Annotated in this window: 17 protein-coding genes and 2 pseudogenes; 5 read left to right on the forward strand and 14 right to left on the reverse strand. The window is 60.6% G+C overall.

All coding sequences use genetic code 11. From position 1 onward, the window contains the following. Window positions 1–32 precede the first annotated feature (32 nt). Together PY308_RS18015 and PY308_RS18020 are read left to right on the forward strand one after the other, a co-directional pair. A complete protein-coding gene (locus PY308_RS18015) occupies window positions 33–1,289 on the forward strand; it encodes an NAD(P)/FAD-dependent oxidoreductase (protein WP_275785304.1) in 1,257 nt (418 codons plus the stop codon). Window positions 1,290–1,395: 106 nt separating this feature from the next. After that, entirely contained in the window at window positions 1,396–2,307 is a 912-nt protein-coding gene (locus PY308_RS18020; protein WP_275785306.1) for a dihydrodipicolinate synthase family protein, read from the forward strand. Between the two features lie 312 nt (window positions 2,308–2,619). On the opposite strand, the gene PY308_RS18025 is transcribed toward PY308_RS18020, so the two are convergent. The 4 genes and pseudogenes from PY308_RS18025 to PY308_RS18040 all read right to left on the reverse strand — a co-directional run bounded on the left by PY308_RS18025 (window position 2,620) and on the right by PY308_RS18040 (window position 9,525). After that, window positions 2,620–4,404, reverse strand: coding sequence for a methyl-accepting chemotaxis protein (locus PY308_RS18025; protein WP_275785309.1), 1,785 nt, complete (start codon window positions 4,402–4,404; stop codon window positions 2,620–2,622). 266 nt (window positions 4,405–4,670) lie between these two features. Next, a pseudogene (locus PY308_RS18030) lies at window positions 4,671–4,780 on the reverse strand (IS5/IS1182 family transposase); the annotation flags it as partial. A 519-nt stretch (window positions 4,781–5,299) separates the two neighbouring features. Next, window positions 5,300–8,410, reverse strand: a complete 3,111-nt coding sequence (locus PY308_RS18035; RefSeq protein WP_275785311.1) for an efflux RND transporter permease subunit — start codon at window positions 8,408–8,410, stop codon at window positions 5,300–5,302. Further along, window positions 8,410–9,525: an efflux RND transporter periplasmic adaptor subunit gene (locus PY308_RS18040; protein ID WP_275785313.1), complete on the reverse strand. Its 1,116-nt coding sequence runs from the start codon at window positions 9,523–9,525 to the stop codon at window positions 8,410–8,412. Before PY308_RS18040 ends, PY308_RS18035 begins: the two co-directional genes overlap by 1 nt. Window positions 9,526–9,624: 99 nt before the next feature. Here PY308_RS18040 and PY308_RS18045 point away from each other — a divergent pair, with 99 nt between their 5' ends. The 3 genes and pseudogenes from PY308_RS18045 to PY308_RS18055 form a co-directional block, all read left to right on the forward strand. Further along, window positions 9,625–10,212 (forward strand): TetR/AcrR family transcriptional regulator, encoded by a 588-nt coding sequence (locus tag PY308_RS18045; protein WP_275785315.1) that lies wholly within the window; start codon window positions 9,625–9,627, stop codon window positions 10,210–10,212. Between the two features lie 186 nt (window positions 10,213–10,398). Beyond that, window positions 10,399–11,697 carry a beta-ketoacyl-ACP synthase II gene (fabF, locus tag PY308_RS18050; RefSeq protein ID WP_275785318.1) on the forward strand — a complete coding sequence of 433 codons (1,299 nt, stop codon included), beginning with the start codon at window positions 10,399–10,401 and terminating at the stop codon, window positions 11,695–11,697. Window positions 11,698–11,750: 53 nt separating this feature from the next. After that, window positions 11,751–11,876, forward strand: a pseudogene (locus PY308_RS18055) (cell division protein FtsZ); the annotation flags it as partial. Window positions 11,877–12,400: 524 nt separating this feature from the next. On the opposite strand, the gene PY308_RS18060 reads toward PY308_RS18055, so the two are convergent. The 10 genes from PY308_RS18060 to PY308_RS18105 form a co-directional block, all read right to left on the reverse strand. Next, entirely contained in the window at window positions 12,401–13,156 is a 756-nt protein-coding gene (locus tag PY308_RS18060; protein WP_275785320.1) for an SDR family NAD(P)-dependent oxidoreductase, read from the reverse strand. A gap of 14 nt (window positions 13,157–13,170) precedes the next feature. Beyond that, a complete protein-coding gene (locus tag PY308_RS18065) occupies window positions 13,171–13,929 on the reverse strand; it encodes an SDR family NAD(P)-dependent oxidoreductase (protein ID WP_275785322.1) in 759 nt (252 codons plus the stop codon). Window positions 13,930–13,938: 9 nt separating this feature from the next. Further along, complete coding sequence (locus PY308_RS18070; protein ID WP_275785324.1) at window positions 13,939–14,973, reverse strand: proline racemase family protein; 1,035 nt, start codon at window positions 14,971–14,973, stop codon at window positions 13,939–13,941. Window positions 14,974–14,984: 11 nt separating this feature from the next. Then, on the reverse strand, window positions 14,985–16,460 hold the full coding sequence (locus tag PY308_RS18075; RefSeq protein WP_275785327.1) for an aldehyde dehydrogenase family protein: 1,476 nt from the start codon (window positions 16,458–16,460) through the stop codon (window positions 14,985–14,987). Window positions 16,461–16,495: 35 nt separating this feature from the next. Next, entirely contained in the window at window positions 16,496–17,734 is a 1,239-nt protein-coding gene (locus PY308_RS18080; RefSeq protein ID WP_275785330.1) for an NAD(P)/FAD-dependent oxidoreductase, read from the reverse strand. Between the two features lie 57 nt (window positions 17,735–17,791). Beyond that, a complete protein-coding gene (gene dapA / locus PY308_RS18085) occupies window positions 17,792–18,670 on the reverse strand; it encodes a 4-hydroxy-tetrahydrodipicolinate synthase (RefSeq protein WP_275785332.1) in 879 nt (292 codons plus the stop codon). 24 nt (window positions 18,671–18,694) lie between these two features. Further along, the gene (locus PY308_RS18090; protein WP_275785334.1) at window positions 18,695–19,360 is read right to left on the reverse strand and encodes an amino acid ABC transporter permease; all 666 of its coding nucleotides are present in this window, start codon (window positions 19,358–19,360) and stop codon (window positions 18,695–18,697) included. A 9-nt stretch (window positions 19,361–19,369) separates the two neighbouring features. Further along, window positions 19,370–20,032, reverse strand: coding sequence for an amino acid ABC transporter permease (locus PY308_RS18095; RefSeq protein WP_275785335.1), 663 nt, complete (start codon window positions 20,030–20,032; stop codon window positions 19,370–19,372). Window positions 20,033–20,041: 9 nt separating this feature from the next. Then, window positions 20,042–20,818 carry an amino acid ABC transporter ATP-binding protein gene (locus PY308_RS18100; protein WP_275785337.1) on the reverse strand — a complete coding sequence of 259 codons (777 nt, stop codon included), beginning with the start codon at window positions 20,816–20,818 and terminating at the stop codon, window positions 20,042–20,044. 75 nt (window positions 20,819–20,893) lie between these two features. Next, the gene (locus tag PY308_RS18105; RefSeq protein WP_275785339.1) at window positions 20,894–21,727 is read right to left on the reverse strand and encodes a substrate-binding periplasmic protein; all 834 of its coding nucleotides are present in this window, start codon (window positions 21,725–21,727) and stop codon (window positions 20,894–20,896) included. Window positions 21,728–21,780 lie beyond the last annotated feature (53 nt).

Raw genomic sequence — 21,780 nt, forward strand, 5'->3', positions numbered from 1 at the left:
CGAAATCAGATCGAAACCCAGCGAGACCATCCATGCAGGCAAACACAAAGGCTGATGTCGTTATCGTTGGCGCAGGGATCATCGGCGCCATGGCAGCCTATCGGCTGCAGAAAGACGGGCGGCAGGTGCTGCTGCTCGAGCGAACCGCTGTTGCCGCAGGCGCCAGTGCCGGGAATGCCGGGATTCTTGCCTTCCCGGAGATCATTCCGATCGCCGCGCCGGGCCTTTTGCTCAAGGCGCCGAAATGGCTGCTGGACCCCTTGGGGCCGCTGAGCATCCGCCCGGCCTATGGCCTGAAAATCGCACCCTGGCTGTGGCGACTCTGGCGCGCCAGCGCAAAAGCGTCATTCGCACGGGGCGTCGCGGCGCAGACAGCGATGATGCGGCTGGCAGCGGAGGAAATGGAGCGCATCAGGGATGTGCCCGAACTGTCTGCCTTTATCGACAATACCGGAACGCTGGATCTCTACGACAGCGAGGCGAGCTTCAATGCCGCCGCCGGAGATTGGCTGGAAAAGGAAAAGGCCGGTTTCGAGTTCACGCCTGTCGGACGCACCGAAATCGAGGAGCTTCAGCCGGGCCTTGCGCCGCAGTTTCGCCACGCGATGTACGGACGTTCCGGATTGCAGGTGAACGACCCGAAGGCGTTCACAAAAGCCGTCTGCGCGCAGGCAGTTGCCCGCGGTGCCGTCATCCGGATGGCCGAAGTGGTGGATATCGCACCCGTCAGTTCCGGTGGCGGGATCGTTTCGCTGGCCGATGGGACAAAAGTGAAGGCCAGTACGGTCGTTCTTGCCGGTGGGGCCTGGTCGAAAAAGCTTGCCGCCCGGCTTGGCGACACGGTTCCGCTGGAAACGGAGCGCGGCTACAACACCACATTGCCGGAGCAAGCCTTCGCCCTTACTCGGCAGCTCTATTTCAACGATCACGGCTTTGTCGTCACGCCTCTTGCGCAGGGAATCCGGGTCGGCGGCGCCGTGGAGTTTGCAGGGCTGGAACTCGAACCGAACTACAGACGATCCAAGGCGCTGCTGTCGAAGGCCGCGCGTTTCCTTCCGGACCTTAATAGCGGCGGCGGCACCGAATGGATGGGCTTTCGTCCGTCCATGCCGGATTCTCTACCGGTCATCGGTCCTTCCGCAGCAAGCCGGGATATCATCTACGCCTTTGGCCATGGTCATCTTGGACTTACGCAGTCGGCCGCCACAGGTGCCTTGGTTTCAGACCTTGCCGCCGGCCGGACGCCCGGCATTCCGCTGACCGCTTTTCGCGCGGGGCGTTTTTCCTGAGCACCCGAGGTCGTTCGCGCAAACGTCATCGATCATCGAACAACATAGCTTGCCAAATGTCGACAAATTGTATATTGATCATCGAAACGAATTCATGGAGGTTTCAATGACCACTGGCTGGCGCGGTGTTATCCCTGCGGTAACGACTCAATTCAAGGAAGACTTGTCGATCGATTTCGAAAATACCCGGCGCGTGCAGGACGCTCTGGTCAATGACGGTGTCCACGGGCTTATCGTCATGGGCACCTGCGGCGAGAACAATTCCCTCGACCCGGACGAGAAGCGCGCCATCCTCAAGGGTGCCGTCGAAGCCGTTGCCGGTCGCGTTCCGGTCATCACCGGCGTTTCGGAGTTCGACACGCGCCGTGCTGTTGCCTATGCCAGAGATGCGGAAAAGCTGGGCGCCGATGGCCTGATGGTCCTGCCGGCCATGGTCTATGTTCCGAAACCCGAAGAACTGGTCGCTCATTTCAAGGCCGTGGCCGAAGCAACCGCGCTGCCGATTATGCTCTACAACAATCCCCCGGCCTATCGCGTCAATATCGGCAACGACGTCCTGCGCCAGCTTGAGGGCATCGCCAATATCAAGGCCGTAAAGGAAAGTGCGCCCGATACCCGGCGGTTTACAGATCTCCTGAACGAGTTCGGTGATCGCTTCGATATTTTCGCCGGCCTCGACGACGTCGCACTTGAGGGCATCATGCTGGGAGCGAAGGGCTGGGTTTCCGGCCTGACCAGCGCATTCCCGCAGGAATCGGTCCAACTCGTCGCCGCCATCGACAAGGGCGACTGGAATGAGGCGCGCCGCATCTACCGCTGGTTCATGCCGCTTCTTCACCTCGATGCCGAACATGATCTGGTGCAGACCATCAAGCTTGCCGAGCAGATCATGGGCCGCGGCTCCGAGCGCGTCCGCATGCCGCGCATGGTGTTGTCGGGTGCTCGCCGCGCAGAAGTGACCGCAATGGTCGAGAAGGCCGCCGCAACCCGCCCGACGAAACTGGCCAAAGCAGCTTAAGCAACTGCCGCCGCTGCATAGTGAAGATCGAAGGCTGCCCACATCGATGTCGGCGGCCTTCATTCCTTTGCCTTCGGGCTCCCGCAGGACCGCTATGGCGTTCCGTTGCGGTCTTGGACAAAGGGGTATCAAGGTTTCCGTCAGGCAAAATACATTGAGCCGGACGCTGCAGTGCAGAGCCGGTGCTCTCCATCTGTCCGGGGCTTTAAAGTCCCGCCTTAACAAAGCCCCCCGCGACTTGCCATCGCTCTACGGGCCGACGGGCGGTAAGTACCGCCCATCCCTGAAACAATGTCTTGCGGGTTTTGTTGTTTAAAACTCGTCCCATCCGTCCGACGAAGCAGCGCGGGAGCCAAGCGAGCCCGCCACCTTTGCCATCATGCGGCGGGCCGGAGAGGCAACCGGTTTGCTCGTTGACGCCGCCAGACCAAGGTGACGCGGAGCGGTCCGCTCCGCAGCGAGGCCGAGTTGAAACCCGTCTATCAACTCGCGCAGACGAGCGGTCTCCTGGGCCAGCGTCGCGCTGGCGGCATTCGTCTCTTCCACCATCGCAGCGTTCTGCTGCGTCACCTGATCCATCTGGTTGACGGCGGAATTGACCTCCGAAAGGCCGGTCGCCTGCTCCCTGGCGGAACTTGTGATGGCCTCCATATGCTCGTTGACCGCAACAATATTCTCCTGGATCGTGCGAAGCGCCTCGCCCGTTTCGCTGACGAGCTTCACCCCCGTGCTCACTTCGTGCGAGGAGTTGCGGATGAGTTCCTTGATTTCCTTCGCGGCCTGAGCCGAGCGCTGGGCCAGTTCGCGAACCTCCTGCGCCACGACGGCAAATCCCTTGCCGGCATCGCCGGCACGGGCCGCCTCTACCCCGGCGTTGAGAGCCAGAAGGTTGGTTTGAAAGGCAATTTCATCTATCACACCGATGATATTGGAAATTTGGTTTGACGACGTCTCGATCCGCGACATCGCCCCGACGGCGTCAGCGACGACTTTTCCAGACCGCTGGGCATTTTCGCTTGCAGTGGTTGCGGCATGCCGTGCTTCGTCGGCACGCTTGGAAGCATTCGTCACATTCACGGTGATCTGGTCAAGCGCCGCGGCAGTCTCTTCCAGTGAGGCGGCCTGCTGCTCCGTCCGCTTGGACAGATCTTCCGCGCTCTGGCTGATCTCACGCGTTCCCGTATCGATCTGGCCGGTCGACTGGGACACTGCGCCGAGCGTATTTCTCATTTGGCTCAGTGTATCATTCATCGTCCGGCGCAGGCCTTCGAAATCTGTGGCAAAAGCCTCGTCAATGGTGAAGGACAGATCGCCTTGTGACAGCCGCGTGAGGGCCGCGCCGATCGTATTCACCGCATGAACGCGCGCCGTCACGTCGGTCGCGAATTTCACCACCTTCGTGATTTTGCCTTTGACGTCAAGGATCGGATTATAGGATGCATTGATGGAGACGATCTTGCCGTTTTTGCCAACGCGGGTGAATTCGCCAGCCTGGAACTCGCCGCGACGCAGTGCAGCCCAGAATTCCCTGTATTCGGGCGACTGGGCATAATCCTGGGCAACCAGCATATTGTGGTTACGCCCCTTGATCTCGTCCAGGCGATAGCCCAGCGTTTTGAGGAAATTGTCGTTTGCGGTGACGATATCACCGTCTACCGTGAATTCGATGATGCCCTGAACGCGGCTGATCGCCACCATCTGGCCCTGGAAGTCCAGATTCTGGAGCCGCTCCTTCGCGTCTGCCCATTCCACGACGAACCCGCTCGTCTTGTTGCCCTCTCGCAGCGGGTTTACGATAAGATCGAAAGCGCGGTGCCCGACCCAGATCGTTGCCTTATGCTGCGTCTTGAGGGCGGCAAGCATGTTGCGCTGATGCGACGGATTTTTGTGAAAGATGTCGATATTGCTGCCAATGAGTTTGGCGAAGTCGAAACGAGGCAGTTCCTTCTTGAGATCGGTCTCGGCCTCCTTGAGCAGTTCCATGACTGCATCATTCATATACCGAATGTTGAGATCGGCATCTGCAATCATGATATTTGCGGTAATCAGCTTCATCGAGTTGGACTGCATGCGGGAAATCTTGGAAGTGCCGAACATCTGATCCTCCTTTAAATCAATGTCGTCGAGGCCAGATCATTGCCTCCCTTTGCGCTCGTCGTTTATCGACCATCGCTGTAAACAGCGTGCGCTCCTGAATTCGACTCAAACATATGTGCAATTGTTTAAATTTTAGTAACTTTTGATTTACCACGCAGGAGAACTGCTTTTCCCATCAGGTGAGTCGGATCCCACGGATCGGCCTCAACGATCCGCCCGCGGCCACTCAGGCGGCAGTTTGAGGCCGCGCTCGTGACAACGCAGCCGCTGAAGGTGAAGGCCCATCTGCAGCGGTCGCGGAGCTTCGTCTCGCCTGCATTGCGACAGTCTTGATCCAGCCGAACGCCTCCTCGATGCGCTTGCGGATACGTGAACTGAACCCATTTCAACCGGATAGTCGGCATAAACAGAAAGGCTCAAGCACAGGCTTGAGGCAATTCATCAGGCTAAATCAACCGAGCGGATCTGTCCGGTCAAACGGGGCCACTCAAGCTTGCCATAACACAGGGAGACTTGTAAAATTCGTCGCCTTGAAGGGATGGGAACCATCGACCTGCCCGCCGGCTTTACCAATGGGCTGCTATAATTCGCCTTTGCGGCAAAATGTCGCGGCAAATGCCGCATGAAATAGCTTCCTCTATGTGGGTGTAGCGGCCATTCGTTACAGAGCCGCGCAGAACCCTGATGAAGAAGTCGATCTGGTCACGAAGATGTCCTTCAGCAGCATTGCCTTCCCGGACCCGATCACCGCGTGATAGAATGGCGCGACAGATCCTACCGTCGATTTCTGGAAGCCGATATGGTGGAAGTGTTCTTCCGCCCTATCGGGGATGCGCTCACGCCAGCTCGCGACTTCGGTGCCTGTGCCGCCCTGTGGGATCGTGACACGGACACTCTATTCTGCCGCCAGTGCCAACGGCTGCGGCCGGTGTTCGACCGCCTCCTCGTTTCCGTGTGCTTTGGGTGGCTTGATCCGGAACCACACGGCATAGAGTGCCGGTAGGAAGAGCAGGATCATTGCCGTTCCTGCCGCCGTTCCGCCGATCAGCGTATAGGCCATCGATCCCCAGAACACGGAGTGGGTCAGAGGTATGAACGCGAGGATCGCCGCAAGCGCCGTCAGGATCACGGGGCGTGTCCGCTGCACGGTCGCCTCGATGACGGCATGATAGTCGTCAAGACCCGCCGCCTGGTTCTCCTTGATCTGCTCTGTCAGGATCAGGGTGTTGCGCATCAGGATTCCGGCCAGACCGATCAATCCGAGAATGGCATTGAAGCCGAAGGGCTGATTGAACAGGAGCAGGGTCGGAACCACGCCGGCAAGGCCAAGCGGCGCGGTCAGCATCACCATGGTCATCGTCGACAGGCTACGGACCTGCAGGATGATGACGATCAACGTTGCCGCGATCATCAAAGGGAAGACCTGGGCAAGTGCGACATTGGCCTTGAGGGACTCCTCGATATTGCCCCCCATTTCGATGCGGTATCCCACAGGCAGAGACGCGATCAACGGCTGAAGGGCCTTCATCACCTGTTGCGAGACCTCCGGGGGCTGCGTCGCTTCGTTGATGTCGGACCTGATCGTGATGACCGGTATCCGGTCGCGACGTTTCAGGATCGGCTCCTCGAACCGGATCTCGGAATGCCCGAGCTGATCCAGCGGGACCTGGCGGCCATCCCTGCTCATCAGCGAGAAGTCCGCAAGCCGCGACGGGTCCAGGCGGTTGTCGCCAGCGCTGCGCGCAACGACAGGCACGTTGCGGATGTTGTCACGGACCTGCGTGACGGGGATGCCGGTGAGCAGCATCTGCATCTGCTGGGCCGCCTCCGATGGAGAAAGACCAATCAGATTGAGCCGTTCCTGGTCGGGGACGAAGCGCAGAACAGGTGTCCGGTTGCCCCAGTCGCGGTTGGCCTGGCGGACATCGGGAACGGTTTTCATGATGGTCAGAGCCTGCTCGGAGATCCCGTAGAGCTGATCCTGGTCCGGTCCCATGATCCGGAACTCCACAGGGAACGGCGTGTAAGGACCGAAGACAAGCTGGGTGACGCGAACCGAAGCTTCGGGGACAAGACCCTCCGATATGGCAGCACGGAGGCGGTGTTTCAATTCTTCGCGTGCATGGGCATCGGGCGTGAGCACGACGACCTTCGCGAAGGCAGGATCCGGCAATTCCGGTGCCATGGCGAAGAAGAACCGAGGGGCACCCTGCCCTATGTAAGCCGTGACGATATCCGTCTCGGGCTGGGTCTGTAGCCAGTCTTCGACCTTCTTCACCGCGGATGTCGTCGCCTCGATGCTGGTGCCCTCGGGCATGCGCACCTCGACCAGCACCTCCGGGCGATCCGATGTCGGGAAGAACTGCTGTTTCACGCCGCCCATGCCGACGACCGAAACGGCCATGGTGATGCCGACAACGGCGCAGACCATGAACTTATGGCGGACGGCGAACGCGACGACAGAACGCAGACGACGATAGTTCGGCGTGTCATAGATCGCGTGATGTCCGCCCTCGACCGGCTTGATATCAGGCAGCATCTTGACGCCAAGATACGGCGTGAAAGTGACCGCCACGATCCAGGAGACGATGAGCGCGAAACCGACGACCCAGAAGATGTTGCCAGCGTACTCGCCGGCCGTCGATTTTGCGAATCCTACCGGCATCAGGCCGATGATCGTGACCAGCGTGCCGGACAGCATCGGAGCCGCCGTATGGCTCCAGGCATAGGCAGCCGCCTTGATGCGGTCCATGCCCTCTTCCATCTTCACCACCATGACCTCGATGGCAATGATGGCGTCGTCCACAAGCAGGCCCAGCGCAAGGATCAGTGCGCCGAGCGTGATGCGGTCGAAGAACCGCCCGGTTTCCAGCATGATCAAAAAGACGACGGCAAGCGTCAGCGGCACCGCCAGCGCGACGACGATGCCGACGCGCCAGCCAAGTGCGACCAGGCTGACGAACAGCACGACGCCAAGCGCCATGGCGAACTTGAGCATGAACTCGCCGACGGCCTCGTCGATATTGACCGCCTGATCGCTGACCTTGGTCAGCGTCATGCCCAGCGGCAGTGTCTGCGCAATCTCGGCGGACCGAGCCTCGAGCGCCTTGCCGAGATCAAGCCCGTTCCATCCGGCCTGCATCACGGCACCCAGCATGATTGTCGGCTCGCCTTCGTGGCGGATGATGTAGGTGGCAGGATCCTGATAGCCGCGCCGCACCTCTGCCAGATCAGAGAGCTTCAGGGTTCGTCCGGCAGCCACGATCGGCGTGTCGGCAATCGCCTGCACGCTATTATAAGCTCCGTCAAAGCGGATGAAGACCTGTGGCCCCCGTGTGTCGATAGAACCCGCTGGCGTAACCGTGTTCTGTCGCTGCAACGCAGAAGCGATATCCTGCGCGGATATGCCGAGCGTCGCGAGCTTCGCGTAGGAGAACTCGACAAAAATCTGTTCGGGACGCTCGCCGACGATGTTGATTTTCTTGACACCAGGCACATGCAGGAGGTCCTGACGGATGACTTCCGCCTGCCGCACGAGATCGCGCATCGGCATGCCCTTCGCCTTCAGGGCGTAAAGGCCGAAGCTCACATCGGAGTATTCGTCGTTGACGAACGGTCCGATAACCCCGGGAGGAAGGTTGCGCGCCTCGTCGCCGAGCTTCTTGCGCGCCTGATAGAACTCGTCTGCGACGGCACTTGCCGGGGTATTGTCCTTGAGGGTGACCGTCAGGAACGCGTAGCCTGGTCTGGTTGTCGTCTCGACGCGGTCGTACCAGGTGAGTTCCTGAATGCGTTTCTCAAGCGGCTCGGCGACAAGGTCCTGCATTTCTCGGGCTGTGGCGCCCGGCCAGACTGAGGTGACTGTCAGTGTCTTGATGGTGAACGACGGATCCTCGGCGCGTCCCAGCTTCACAAAGGCGTAGGCGCCTGCGGCGGCCAGCAGAACGATGAAGAAAAGGGTCACAGCGCGTTCGCGCACAGCGATGGCGGAAAGATTGAAGGCCATTAGTTCGTCAACTCTTGGCTCGAGGCAATCCTGACCGCTGCGCCGTCGGCGAGAAGATGCGCGCCCAGTGCTACAACCTGCTGGCCCGTCCCAATCCCCGTGACAAATGCCGTCTCCTCGCCGATCTGGCGAACCTCGACCGGGGTGAACTTCACCGTCGATGTGGTGCTGTTGACCACCCACACGCCTGTACGATTTCCGTCGTCCAGGAGTGCGCCGACGGGTACCGCGACTTCCGACTGGCGGTCGGCGTCGAGGATCTTGATCGTTACAGTCGAGCCAAGCGGGGCTGAGGCTGCATCGCCTTCAAGAATATAACGCGCCTCGTAAGTCCGGGTTTGAGGATCGGCAGAATCGGAGATCTGTCGTAATCTGGCCTTGCCGCTCCGACGTCCGCCGCCATAGACACTGGCCGTAGCTTCTGAGCCGGGAGCGGGCCGCAGCGTCTCAGGTAGCCAGACGACCGCTTCACGCGGCCCGGACTGCGCCAGTTGCACCACCGTCTGGCCTGCTGCTACGACCTGTCCGGGATCTCCAAGGGTCTGGACTATGGTTCCGTCAGCGTCTGCGACAAGAAGCGTGTACAGGGTCCCGTTTTCAGCCACTTTGGCGTCAGCTTCCGCTGCCGCAAGCTGAGCCGTCGCGGTGTCGAGCGCTGCTTTTGCCTGTTCATATCGCTGTGGAGTGGCTGCCAGGCCGTTTTTTACCAGCGTCGCATAGCGCTTCTCGTCTGCCTGTGCCTGGGTCAGAACGGCACGCGCTGCGGTCACCGTATTGCGCTTCGCTGTCAGCGCCAGTTGAAGATCGGTTTCGTCCATGCGCATCAGCGCCTGGCCTTGCCTCACCTGCTGCCCCACGTCGACCATCCGCTCGACGATCTTGCCGGGAACTCGGAACCCAAGGTTACTCTGTACCCGGGAAGCGACCGTGCCTGTGAAAGAGCGCTCAGCCGTTCCGGTGGTCGTGGCCTCTGCAACCCGAACCAGGGGAGAGACTGTCCTTGGATCAGCAGCCACAGCCTCCTGCCTGGTGGGTTCAAAAACCACGAAAAAGGCTCCGGCAGCACCAGCCGCCGCCACGAGGCCTACAAGAGACAGGACATGTTTGCGTTTCATTTTTGCGTTCTCTTCTTGACCAACGATCCAGGCGAATTAGATTGCGATCTAACTCTATTTAGATTATAGATGTCAAATGAAATCTAATTGGAGGTCGACATGAGAGTGAGCCGCGCGCAAGCCGAAGAAAACCGCGACAGGGTGATAGATGTCGCGAGCCGTCTGTTTAGAGAGCATGGCTTCGACGGGATCGGCCTCAAGGATTTGATGAAAGGTGCCGGCCTCACACAAGGCGGGTTTTACAAACAATTCGCATCGAAAGACAACCTCGCTGCACTTGCGTCAAGGCGCGCCATGGAAAGCGCTACACGCAGATGGTCCTCGGCGGCGAATGACAGTGCCGATCCGCTTAAGGCTGTCATGGCATTCTACCTTTCCCCTGACCACAGGGGAGAAAAGGCGGAAGGTTGCCCTTTGGTGGCGCTGGGATCAGACGCGGCTCGCCAGAGCGCGGAAGTCAGGCAACCTTTTGAGGATGGGATGCGTGCGCATTTCGAGGTGCTGGAGGAACTGATAGGTGACGACAAGAGCCCCGAAACAGAAAAAAAGGCCATGGCAATCCTCTCGCTCATGGTGGGCGCCGTGATGTTATCGCGGATCATGGAAGACGAAAACCTGTCTCAGGGCATTCTCGACGCAGCCGCTGACGAAGTCAGGCGCATCGCGCGCCGTGACAATGTCGCCTGAAGGATAAGCCGGGTTCGACGACCTGGCGCGGAAAAGTGCCAAAGTTTAGCTCCCGCCCTGGGAAAGTGAGTGCATCCCAAGGCTCCTGGATAAACCGCATGTTTAGAGAAGTGACCCTTACCGGATCGTCGGTCAGGACGCTGAAGGCATGCCTAATTTTTCACAGTGAAGACAGGTGGAAGTAAGATGCGCCGTATCGTTGTAACGGGAATGGGAGCCGTCAGCCCCCTTGGTGCGAATGTCGGTATCTCATGGTCGCGTCTGCTTGCCGGACAGAGCGGTATCCGGCGACTGCCTGAAGATATCGTCGGAGACCTGCCTTCGAAAATTGGAGGTGTTGTCCCCTCGTTCGCGGAGGATCCCGAAGGCGGCTTCGATCCCGATACGATCATGGTTGCGAAGGACCAGCGCAAGGTCGACAGGTTCATCATATTTGCTCTCGCGGCCGCTGATGAGGCCCTCGCGCAGGCGAACTGGACGCCGACGTCGAATGAGGACAAACTACGGACCGCGACGATCATCGCGTCCGGTATCGGCGGCTTTCCTGCCATCACCGAAGCGGTCCGCACCGTCGATCAACGCGGTGTACGCCGTCTTTCACCTTTCACCATACCGTCTTTTCTCGTCAACCTCGCAGCGGGACAGGTCTCGATCCGCCATGGCTTCAAAGGCCCCCTCGGCGCACCCGTGACGGCATGTGCGGCCGGCGTCCAGGCAATCGGAGACGCCGCCAGGCTCATCCGATCCAATGAAGCAGACATTGCGATTTGCGGCGGAACAGAAGCTTGCATGAATATCGTCAGCCTCGGCGGTTTTGCGGCCGCCAGATCGCTATCGACCGGGTTCAACGAGACCCCGAGCCGGGCATCACGTCCCTTTGACATGTCACGCGACGGGTTCGTCATGGGCGAAGGAGCCGGAATGCTGGTGATTGAAGCCCTAAGCCATGCACTTGCGCGTGGTGCAACGCCACTTGCCGAACTCGTTGGATACGGCACAACAGCCGATGCCCATCACATCACCTCCGGTCCCGAAGATGGAAACGGCGCACGCAGAGCCATGGAGATCGCCATTGCGCAGGCTGGCATTTCCGCGCGGGAGATCGGTCATCTGAACGCCCATGCGACGTCCACCCCGGTGGGGGATCTTGGAGAAATAAGGGCCATCAAGGGCGTGTTCGGTTCCGACAGATCGATTGCTGTCAGCGGCACCAAATCCGCGACAGGACACTTGCTTGGCGCAGCAGGAGGACTGGAAGCCATCTTCACCATTCTGGCGCTTCGGAACCAGATTGCACCACCGACCCTGAACCTGAACGACCCCGATCCTGAGGCCGAAGGCATCGATTTCGTGGCAAACCAGTCGCGCCGAACAGACGCTGGGTACGCCATAACCAACGGTTTCGGCTTTGGTGGCGTCAATGCCAGCGCAATTTTCAAGCGCTGGTCACGTGGCAGCGTCAATCGCTCACCTTTCACTGGCTGACAGGCATCTTCGTCCAACCACGTTATGAAATCCTGTCCGAGAGCTTACCGTCTATGAAACCGACAATGGTGACTGCGCCAAACATTCGTCCTCTCAAGCCAGGGATTACCGTCATTGGTGTTGGCGGCGGTGGTGGCAATGCTATCAACAATATGATCGCGCAGACGCTGACGCCGACATCGTCGTTGGCGCAGGTGGATTGACGACCTTCCGGCGCGTGACCATGCCGCAGTCATACTCTCGATGAGCTGGGCGAACGGCGGGCTGAGCCGGCCGCGGCGTCTCTCGTCCAGCGCCTGCATGAAATCGGCGACCTCCACCGGCGGTTCAGAGGTGATCAGTGATAGTCGATCAAACTTTGTGAAAGGATAGCCGCCTTTGATGATGACGATTGAACAATCTTGCCCGAGAGGCAGTAGGCCCGGAAAAAAGTCCGGAATACCGGTGGCGCGGTCATGCCCCACCGGCAATGCGATATCGACCGTATCAAATCGTGCAAAGTCCAGCACCGTGGCCAGCAAGGCGGGAGGTGGCTTGAGCTTATCTCGCGATTAGCCCGCGCCACTGTCTGTCGTAGTATTCCTGATAAGGGGTAGATGGATTGATCGAAAAGCACGGCCTCCTTGGAAGGGCTCAGGACACCACGCCCCCCCAACTGTCGCGGCGGAGATCGTACCAGTGCCGATAAATCCGTAGATCATCTTCAGGCCACGGCCTGCGCACCCGTTATCTCGACCAGCGATCCGCACATGAATGCAGCTTCGTCGGACGCCAAGAACGCGACCAGCGCGGCGACCTCGTCGGGCTTCCCGATACGGCCGAACGGAACCATCTTATCGAGATCGGCGATCGTGCGACCCGAACGTTTGACGCCAGCTTCGAGCATGGGCGTATGGATTTCGCCGGGGCACACGGCGTTCACGCGAACCTTGTCGGGGGCGTAGTCGCGCGCGAGGTTTTGCGTGAAGGCGGCGACGGCGGCTTTGGTGGTGTTGTATGCAATATGGTTCGGCGCCGGATAGAGGCCCCACTGCGACGCCGTGTTGACGATCGCCCCGCCACCGCCGGAAATCATATGCGGAAGTGCCGCCCGGCAGAGATGGAACATCGAGTCGAGGTTCACCGTAAAGCTGATGTCCCAGTCCTCGTCGGACAGCGACAGCAGATTTCCACGACGATTGATACCAGCATTGTTGACAAGAACGTCTAACCGGTCGCTGAGAGCGAACGCCTTCCGGACCAGATCGAGGCAGGAGTCCTTCTTTGAAATGTCCGCAGCAACGACCGTTGCCGCGCCGCCTTCCGCCTCGATGCCCTTGACCACTTCCCGAGCGGCCTCTTCGTTCACGTCCGTGACAACGACCAGTGCGCCTTCCGAAGCCAAGCGTCGGGCGATGGCAGAGCCGATGCCGCCACCGGCACCCGTGACGATGGCAACCTTGTTTTCAAAACGCTTCATGGTGTCTCTCCTCTTTATCTGATGTAGCTTCCGCCGTTGACGTCCAGCGTCGCACCGTTGAGCGACGCCTGTCCCGGTCGTAGAATGAATGCGACGAGTTCGGCGACTTCGCTCGGTTCGGCCATCTCGCCGATCGGAATATCCGCAACTGCTGCAGCCTTGCCGTGAGCTGCAATGAATTCTTCAGCCATATCGGTTCGCACCCAGCCCGGCGCGATGGCGATCGCGGTCACGCCATCGGCTCCGAAGCTGCGGGCGATCGATTTCGTCAGATTGACGAGCGCCGCCTTCGTGGACCCGTAGGGCATGGCGTCGGCCGCGTAGCCGCGCTGCCCTGCCCGGCTCGCCATGTTCACGATCCGACCACCGCCATTGGCCTTGAAATGGCGAATGGCCTCCTTGCAGAGATCGGCGGCGGCGAAGAAGTTTATCTGAAATTCGCGCTGCCACGCGGCCTTCCAATCAACCGCCGAGCTCTCGATGGAAATCTCCGTGCGGATGCCAGCATTGTTGACGAGACCGTGGATACGCCCGGCCGTTTCAACGGCCCTCGTCCAGAGGTCGAATGGGCCCTGCGGCGTCGACAAATCTGCCTGAACAATCCACCCGTTTCCGCCGGCCTCGGCGAGAAGCGCCTCGGCTCGGGACTTGTCGCGGCCGTAGTGAATGATCGCTTGTGCGCCCTCTTTAGCGATTTCTCGCACGATCGCGGCGCCGATCCCGCCTGACGCGCCAGTAACGAGGATGGTCTGTCCTTCGAGTGTCTTTGTCATGTCCTCACCCTATTTCAGAAGGCCGACCTGCGGCCCCCACGTGTCAGATAGCGCGAATCCGATCCTGAACGGATCGTCCTCCGCGACGCGCAGCTCCGTGCGGCCATAGACGTAACCTCGCCCGGTGATCCGCGGCAGAACTGCCTTTCGGCCTGCGATTTCGGTTTCACCAATTGCCTCGGCCGTGAACTCCCCGCCGATAATCGAGCGCGACGTCCGGACGTCTCCCACCGAAACCAGGCCGCGGGCGTGAAACGTCGCAAGGTTGGCGGAACTGCCCGTTCCGCAGGGCGAACGATCAACCCGGCCAGGCATCAACGTCGTGCAGGTTCGCACCGCGCCGTCAGGCTCGTTGTCGCGGAACATGACATAGGCGATCTCGTCGACGCCTGGGAGCGTCGGATGTGACACGCTGACCTGCTCGGCGAGACGTCGCTTGAGTTCGATCCCCGCCTCCGCAAGGGCGCGCGCATTCTCTGGTGCTATCGCCAACCCGACCTGGCCGACATCGACCAAGGCATAGTAGACTCCACCGAACGCGATATCGACCTTGAGGCGTCCCCACTGGGGCGTTTCGATCTCGTGGTCGAGACGGTCGGCGAAGCTCGCTACATTGTCGAGGCTGACGGTGACGCAGCGGCCATTCTCGCATCGCGCTCTCGCGACGATCAGGCCGGCCGGCGTGTCGAGCCGAATTGTTGTCTCTGGTTCGACCATGGCGACGCGGCCACTTTCAAGGAGTGCGGTGACGACGCAGATGCAGTTGCTTCCAGACATAGGATGAGCCCGGTCGGCCTGCAGCACGATGAACCCGGCGTCGGCGTCCGGCCGCGTCGGGGCGACGAGCAGGTTCACCGACATGGCGACGTTCGCACGCGGTTCGAAGGTGACGAACCGGCGAAGACTGTCGTCCACGTCGTTGATGTGGTTCATCTTGTCCAGCATTGTCGCTCCGGGGGTCTCCGGAGCGCCGCCGACGAGGACGTGCCCGAGTTCGCCCTGGCAATGAACCAGCAGGAGGTCGAGATGCTTCCCGGATTCCATATTGGGCGACCTCACTTGATGTACCAGCCCCATGGCTTGTCGGTCACATACTTGGTGATCTGCTTGGTTTCGAGATAGTTATCGAGCCCCCAGCGCCCCAGCTCACGACCGATGCCTGACTCCTTGTAGCCGCCCCATGGCGCCTCAGTGAATGTCGGCTGTGAACAATTGATCCAGACGATGCCGGCGCGGAACGCAGCCGCGACGCGTTCCGCGCGAACGTCGTCCTTCGACATGACGGCCGCTCCGAGGCCGAAACGGGAGTCGTTCGAAAGCTCGATCGCCTCTTCCTCGGTCTTGAACGGCTTGACGCAGACGACGGGGCCGAAGATCTCCTCGATCCACGCGTCGCTGTCCAGTGGCACGTCGGTCAGGATTGTCGGCTGCAGATAGTAGCCCTTGTCGAATCCTTCCGGACGTTCGCCGCCGCAGGCAACGGTGGCTCCTGCCTTCCGCGCACCCTCGATCGCGGCGACGACGTTCTCGTACTGCTTCTTGGAGACCAAAGGCCCGAGAAGGACCCCTTCGTCCATCCCATTGCCGATCTTGATCTTCTTCGTCTCCTCAACCAATCGGGCCATGAAGCGGTCGTAGATCGTATCCTGGACCAGCACGCGCGACGTCCCGGAGCAGACCTGTCCCTGGTTCCAGAAGATGCCGAACATAACCCATTCGACGGCGTCATCGATATCCGCGTCCTCGAAGACCACGAACGGCGACTTGCCACCGAGTTCAAGGCTGATGCGCTTGATGTCGCGTGCAGCGGCCGCCATGATCTTCGAGCCAACCGGGCCAGAGCCCGTGAAGGCCAGCTTGTCGACGCCCTTGTGATCGATGATCGCCTGCCCGGCGACAGAGCCGCTACCCGTAAGGACATTCAGGACGCCCGGAGGAAGCCCGGCCTCGTCGGCGACGGCCGCAAGTTCAAGCGCCGTCAGCGACGTGAGTTCTGCGGGTTTCAGGACGATCGTGCAGCCTGCCGCGAGCGCTGGCGCCACCTTCCAGGCGGCCATCAGGAGTGGAAAGTTCCACGGGATGATCGCGCCGGCGACCCCGATCGGTTCCTTGACCGCCTTCGAGGTGAAACGCTCGTCAGGAAGGGAAACGATCTCCTCAGGATTGTTGTCGAGCTGTTCGGCCAGACCCGCGTAGTAGTCGAAGCAGCCGGCCGCGTCCGCAATGTCCCAGTCGGCTTCCGGAAACGGCTTGCCATTGTCGAGGACTTCGAGCTTGGCGATTTCCGCCTGACGGGCGCGGATACCGTCGGCGATCGCGCGCAGATACTTGGCGCGCTGCGCGCCCGTGAGCTTTGGCCAGCCGTCCTTGTCGAAAGCCCGGCGCGCGGCCTTGACGGCGATATCGACGTCTTCGGCGGTCGCCGAGGCGATCATCTGGATCACTTCCTCCGTCGCCGGGTTCGTCACGGTGGAAGAGCCGCCCATGACCGGCTTCACCCACTTGCCATCGATGTAGAGTTCGGTTCGCATTGTCGTTTCCCTTGCCTTCGTTGGCCGCACGCGGTTCAGAACCGGTCGACGCGATAGGGTTTCATATCGACGGGCGGCGTCGCACCCGTCATGAGATCCGTCATCAGACGGGCTGTGGTCGCCCCGTAGGTCAGTCCGAGATGCCCGTGGCCCGTGGCGTACCAGACATTGCTCCTCTTGGCCGACCGGCCCATGACCGGGACGGTGTCGGGCATGGCCGGACGGTGGCCCATCCATTCCGTGGCGCCCTCGACCTTCAGCTCGGGAAGCGCCTCCCTTGCCCGCTTCACCAGCACCTTCGCGCGACGGTAATCGGGGGCGGCGTCGAGGCCCGCCATCTCGACCGTGCCGCCGACACGGATGCCGCCTGCCGTGGGCGTCACCATGAAGGCGCGCGCGGGCCAGATGAGAGAGTGGCGCATGGAGACGCCCGGCGCCTGGATCTGGGTGTGGTAGCCCCGCTCCGTCTCGAGCGGGATCGGCTCGCCGAGCATGGCGGAAAGACGCCCGGTGAAGGCGCCCGCAGCAAGAACCACCCTGCCCGCTTGAAGGCTTCGGCCGTCTTTCAAACGCACGGCGCTGACGCCGACGCTATCCTGCTCGAAGCCCACGACCTCGCCGGTCTGTACAGAACCGCCAAGCTTCTTGAACTGGTCCGCAAGCGCGACCACGAGCGCGTAGGGATCGGCGATGGACCGGTTGTCTGGGAAGAGCACGGCTTTGCCGATCTTCGTGGTGATGGCCGGTTCGAGATCGCGAATGGCGTTGCCGCCCAGGACTTCGTAGCGAAAGCCGAAGCGGTCGAGAATGTCGATATGTTCGCGGTCGGCCTTGAATTCAGCCTCGTCGGTGTAGACGCTGAGGCATCCTTCCGCTGAGATCATGTGCTGGAGGCCAGTCTCGGCGAGCAGTGCGTCCAGGTCTTCGTAGACGCGACGGCACAAAACAGCGCCCGCCGCCTCCAGTTCGCGAAGTTTCGATGGTCGACTGGCTGCTATGAATCGCAGGAACCAGGGGAAAAGCTTTGGCATATAGGAGGGCCGAATACGGACCGGCCCTTCGGGATCCAGCATCCATCCCGGCATTTGCGCCCAGATCCCCGGACGGGACGCGGGCATGAACTCTGTCACGGCGATGCTTGCCATGTTGCCATAGGACGCGCCGGTCCCCGGCTCGTTGCGATCCAGGAGCACGACGGTCTCGCCACGACGCTGTAGCTGGTAGGCGATTGCGGTGCCGATGATCCCGGCGCCGATGACGATGGTTTGAGACACTTCAGTTCCTCGATCTGTGGAGACGGCCGGAGTTTCGATCCCGGCCGTCTGCTTCCCTTACCAGTTCAGGATCGGCTGCATCGCGGCCTTGAATTCGGCCTTTTCCTCAGCGGTCAGCTCTCCGAGGGGAGCACGCGTGATACCGACCGGAAGCCCCTGGAGTTCGCACCCGTACTTCACCTTCTGCACGAACTTTCCACTCTCGAGGATGTTCATTGCGCGGTAGAGAACGATCATCTTCTCCCGCGCCGCCTTCAGGTCGCCTGAGCGGAAGGTGCGGTCGAGATCGACGCAGGCCTTTGCCATGCAGTTGGCAGGTCCGCAGATCCATGAGTCGGCGCCCCAGAACATGAAATCGAGAGCGATGTCGTCGGAACCGGACACGAGGTCGATACGACCATTGTAACGCGCATGGATGTCGATTGCGCGCTGAAGCGATCCGGAGCTTTCCTTGATCCCAAGCACGCGCGGATCGTCGGCAAGCGCATCCAGAATATCGAAGCCGATCTCGACGCCGTCCTTGTAGGGGTAGCTGTAGAGCACGAGGTTGATGTCCGTTTCCTTCAACACCGTCTGGAAGTGCGAGAGAAGCTCGTCCTGCGTCGGACGCGTGTAGAACGGGGTCGCCAGCAAGACCGTATCATAACCGATCTCCTTTGCCGCGAGAGTGTTCTCGATCACCTCGCGAGTGGCGGGTGCGTTGGTCCCCGCGATCAGGATTTCGCCTTCGTTCGCGAAATCCTTGACGAACTTCAGCACGTCCAGACGCTCGCCGTTGGAAAGGGCCGAATATTCGCCCGTCGAGCCCATCGGAACCCAGCCTGTGACGCCAGCGGCGCGGAGCGCCGTCAGGTGCTTTTCGTAGGCCTTGAAGTCGACCTTTCCGTTCGCGTCGAACGGGGTGATGAGAGCTGGCATGACGCCGGAAAGTTTCATGGATGGATCTCCTGTAACGGACCGCTAGATTGCGAGTTTCTTGAGAATGCGTCCCTCGACGAGCGTGACGGCTCGGGTCAGCGGGAAAGCGATGACGAAGTAGCTGAGAGCGACCACGGTCAGCACTTCGACCGGCCGGGCCGTGTTGTTGGAAATGTTCTGGCCGACGAACATGAGGTCGGCCATGCCGACCGCCGAGACCAGCGCGCTTTCCTTGAAGAGGCTGACGCAATTCGACAGAAGCGTCGGGATCGCCCGCAGGACAGCTTGAGGAAGAATGACGCTGGTCACCTGGACTCTCGGGGGCAGACCGAGGGCCACGCACGCATCCCTCTGCTCCGGCCCGATCGACTTGAGGCTGGCGCGAAACGTCTCGCTGGTGATCGCTCCCATGTAGAGCGTCAAGGCGATGACTCCTGAGGCGAAGTTCGAGAGTTCCACGCCCAGGACCAGAGGAAGGCAGAAGAAAATCCAGAAAAACTGGATGAGGACGGGCGTGCCGCGGAAGAACTCCACGTAGGTCCCTGAGATCAGTCGGAGAACGGTGCTGCGCGATGCGCGTGCCAGGCCTGTGAGAAAGCCCAGCGTGCATCCCAGCACGATGCAGACTGCTGTGAGCTGCAACGTCGTCATGAGCCCGAGAAGGAGCGCATGGTCGAACCTTGCGAGGACGGAGAAATCAAGCGACATCTGGACCTCCTAGCTTGTAAGCTGTTGGCGGCGGCGCTCGAGCAGGCCGACGATCTGGGTGATGGGGAAAGACACCGCGAAGTAGATGAGAGCCACGACGGTGAAGGTTTCGATCGGACGATATGTCTCCGTTGCCAGCGATTTCCCCTCATACATGAGGTCGGCGATCGCAACGATGGCGACGAGCGAGCTCTGCTGGAAGATGACGATGCCGTTCGTCAGAAGGACCGGTATGGAGGCCCGGAAGGCGGTCGGAAACACGATGTGGAGAACGCGTTGCCAGGGATTGAGCCCCAGCGCGATGCCGGCGTCGATCTGTTCTTTCGGAACCGCCTGGATCGATGCGCGGTAAGCCTCGGCGTTGAAGGCCGTGAGGTTCAGGCCGAGTGCCAGCACCCCCATCGTTATCGGATCGAGAAAGACGTCGAACAGCATGGGCACGCAATAGAAGATCCAGACGATCTGGACGATCGCCGGCGTACACCGGAAGAACTCGACAAACAGCATGAATGGCATGCGCAGGAGGCGGTAAGGGCTCATCAACAGCAGGGCAAGGCCAAAGCCCGCGACAATGCCGATGACGTTCGCCGCGGCGGTCAGTTCGAGCGAGACAACAAGCCCCCGCAAGAGCGGCGCAAAAGTGATGGAGTTGAAATCGAACGTGTAATTCATCGCCACCTCCTATTGCTTGATGTGGAAAACGCGGTCGATGAAGTCCTTTGTGCGCTCCTCCTTCGGAGACCCGAGCACCTGCTCGGGCGGACCGTCTTCGACGACAACGCCGCCAGCGCAGAAGATCACGCGGGAAGCGATGTTCTTGGCGAACCACATGTCGTGCGTGACGATCATCATCGGCATGTTCTGCGAGGCGAGTTGCATGATCACCTGCTCGACTTCGCTGACAAGTTCCGGGTCGAGCGCGGACGTCACCTCGTCGAACAGCATCAGCTTCGGATCGAGCATCAACGCACGCGCAATGGCGACGCGCTGCTTCTGGCCACCGGATAACTGGGCGGGGTAAGCCCTGGCTTTTGCGCCCAGGCCGAACCGTTCAAGGAGTGCCTGCGCCCGGGCCTGCGCCGACGCCTTCGGTTCACCGCGAACCTTGCATGGTGCGAGCATAAGGTTCTGTATGACGCTGAGATGCGGGAACAGCGTGTAGTGCTGGAACACCATGCCGATCGAACGGCGAACATTGGTGTCGATCGAGGTCTTCTTGGCAAGCCCTTCCGACGAGATGTAGGGCTTGCCGTCGAAACTGATCGAACCGCTGTCGATCTGTTCGAGCCCCATCATGACGCGAAGAAGCGTGCTTTTGCCCCCGCCGCTCGGGCCGATCACAACGACGCGGTCGCCGGGCTTCATTTCGATGTCGATGCCCTTGAGTACTTGGACTGCACCATCGCCGTAGCTTTTATGCAGAGCTTGCATTTTAACGAGTGGAAGGCTGAGAGACATGATGATGGCCGATCTCGGATTGACATCGAGTGCGGGGACGGCGTCGACGCATGTGCATCGACGCCGCTGGCGATGTTAGTTCGAGCCCTTGAGGACTTGATCGACGGCCTTCTTGATCAGCTCATCGACGTGGCCGGTCGCGACCTTCTCTTCCAGGAAGATGTTGACCACTTCGACGTCGGAAGCCGCCATGTCGTGCGGCAGGCCGAAGGACACGCCCTGCTTTGCGAGCGCCGGCGTCGGGCTGAACGCGACCGCCCAATCCGCATTTGCCTGCGTCAGAAGCAGGTTGGTGTCCGACGCGTCGACCAGGATGTCTGCACGCTTGGACGTCAGCGCCAGGCGAGTCTCGTCGTTGCCCGGCAGGCGCATGATCGTGGCAGTCTTGACTGCGGACGAGATGGCCTTGTCCTGTGCGGTTCCGGACATCACCGCAATCGTCACGCCTTCCTTGTCGATGTCCGCGACGGTCGAGGCACCGGCAGGAATCTTCGGGTTGGCTTTGTTGTAGGCAAGCGAGATCTGGTATTCCATCGCGGGGACGGAGAACTGGACGGCCATGGCGCGAGCGGGCGTGCGGTTGAGGGCGAGGGACATATCCCACTTGCCCGCCTGAAGGCCAGCAACAATATTGTCCCAGGTCGTGTCGACGAATTCCGGTTTGACCTTCAGGGCGTCGGCAAATTCCTTGCAGAGATCCGCGAAGAAACCGGAATATTCACCGGTTGCGGGGTCGCGCATGACATAGGGTGGGGCTACCGCCGCACCACATTTCAGAGCGCCGGCCTTCTGCACGCCCTGCCAGTAACCTTCGGCGGTCTGGGCGTGAACGGACGTGGCAGACATGCCTGCCAAAAGGGCGAGCGCAGGCAACGCCCGCACGGCGGACGTGATCAACTTCGAGAGCATCGGCTTTCCTCTGTTTTGCTATGCGCGGGGTGCGCGGTTCCACTTGTCGGCTA

Source organism: Pararhizobium gei (assembly GCF_029223885.1).
GTDB classification, from domain to species: domain Bacteria; phylum Pseudomonadota; class Alphaproteobacteria; order Rhizobiales; family Rhizobiaceae; genus Pararhizobium; species Pararhizobium gei.

Bases quoted from the DNA above. Each gene is read 5' to 3' on its own strand.
- PY308_RS18015 (WP_275785304.1), top strand. From the start codon at position 33: ATGCAGGCAAACACAAAGGCTGATGTCGTTATCGTTGGCGCAGGGATC.
- PY308_RS18020 (WP_275785306.1), top strand. From the start codon at position 1,396: ATGACCACTGGCTGGCGCGGTGTTATCCCTGCGGTAACGACTCAATTC.
- PY308_RS18025 (WP_275785309.1), bottom strand. From the start codon at position 4,404: ATGTTCGGCACTTCCAAGATTTCCCGCATGCAGTCCAACTCGATGAAG.
- PY308_RS18035 (WP_275785311.1), bottom strand. From the start codon at position 8,410: ATGGCCTTCAATCTTTCCGCCATCGCTGTGCGCGAACGCGCTGTGACC.
- PY308_RS18040 (WP_275785313.1), bottom strand. From the start codon at position 9,525: ATGAAACGCAAACATGTCCTGTCTCTTGTAGGCCTCGTGGCGGCGGCT.
- PY308_RS18045 (WP_275785315.1), top strand. From the start codon at position 9,625: ATGAGAGTGAGCCGCGCGCAAGCCGAAGAAAACCGCGACAGGGTGATA.
- fabF (WP_275785318.1), top strand. From the start codon at position 10,399: ATGCGCCGTATCGTTGTAACGGGAATGGGAGCCGTCAGCCCCCTTGGT.
- PY308_RS18060 (WP_275785320.1), bottom strand. From the start codon at position 13,156: ATGAAGCGTTTTGAAAACAAGGTTGCCATCGTCACGGGTGCCGGTGGC.
- PY308_RS18065 (WP_275785322.1), bottom strand. From the start codon at position 13,929: ATGACAAAGACACTCGAAGGACAGACCATCCTCGTTACTGGCGCGTCA.
- PY308_RS18070 (WP_275785324.1), bottom strand. From the start codon at position 14,973: ATGGAATCCGGGAAGCATCTCGACCTCCTGCTGGTTCATTGCCAGGGC.
- PY308_RS18075 (WP_275785327.1), bottom strand. From the start codon at position 16,460: ATGCGAACCGAACTCTACATCGATGGCAAGTGGGTGAAGCCGGTCATG.
- dapA (WP_275785332.1), bottom strand. From the start codon at position 18,670: ATGAAACTTTCCGGCGTCATGCCAGCTCTCATCACCCCGTTCGACGCG.
- PY308_RS18090 (WP_275785334.1), bottom strand. From the start codon at position 19,360: ATGTCGCTTGATTTCTCCGTCCTCGCAAGGTTCGACCATGCGCTCCTT.
- PY308_RS18095 (WP_275785335.1), bottom strand. From the start codon at position 20,032: ATGAATTACACGTTCGATTTCAACTCCATCACTTTTGCGCCGCTCTTG.
- PY308_RS18100 (WP_275785337.1), bottom strand. From the start codon at position 20,818: ATGTCTCTCAGCCTTCCACTCGTTAAAATGCAAGCTCTGCATAAAAGC.
- PY308_RS18105 (WP_275785339.1), bottom strand. From the start codon at position 21,727: ATGCTCTCGAAGTTGATCACGTCCGCCGTGCGGGCGTTGCCTGCGCTC.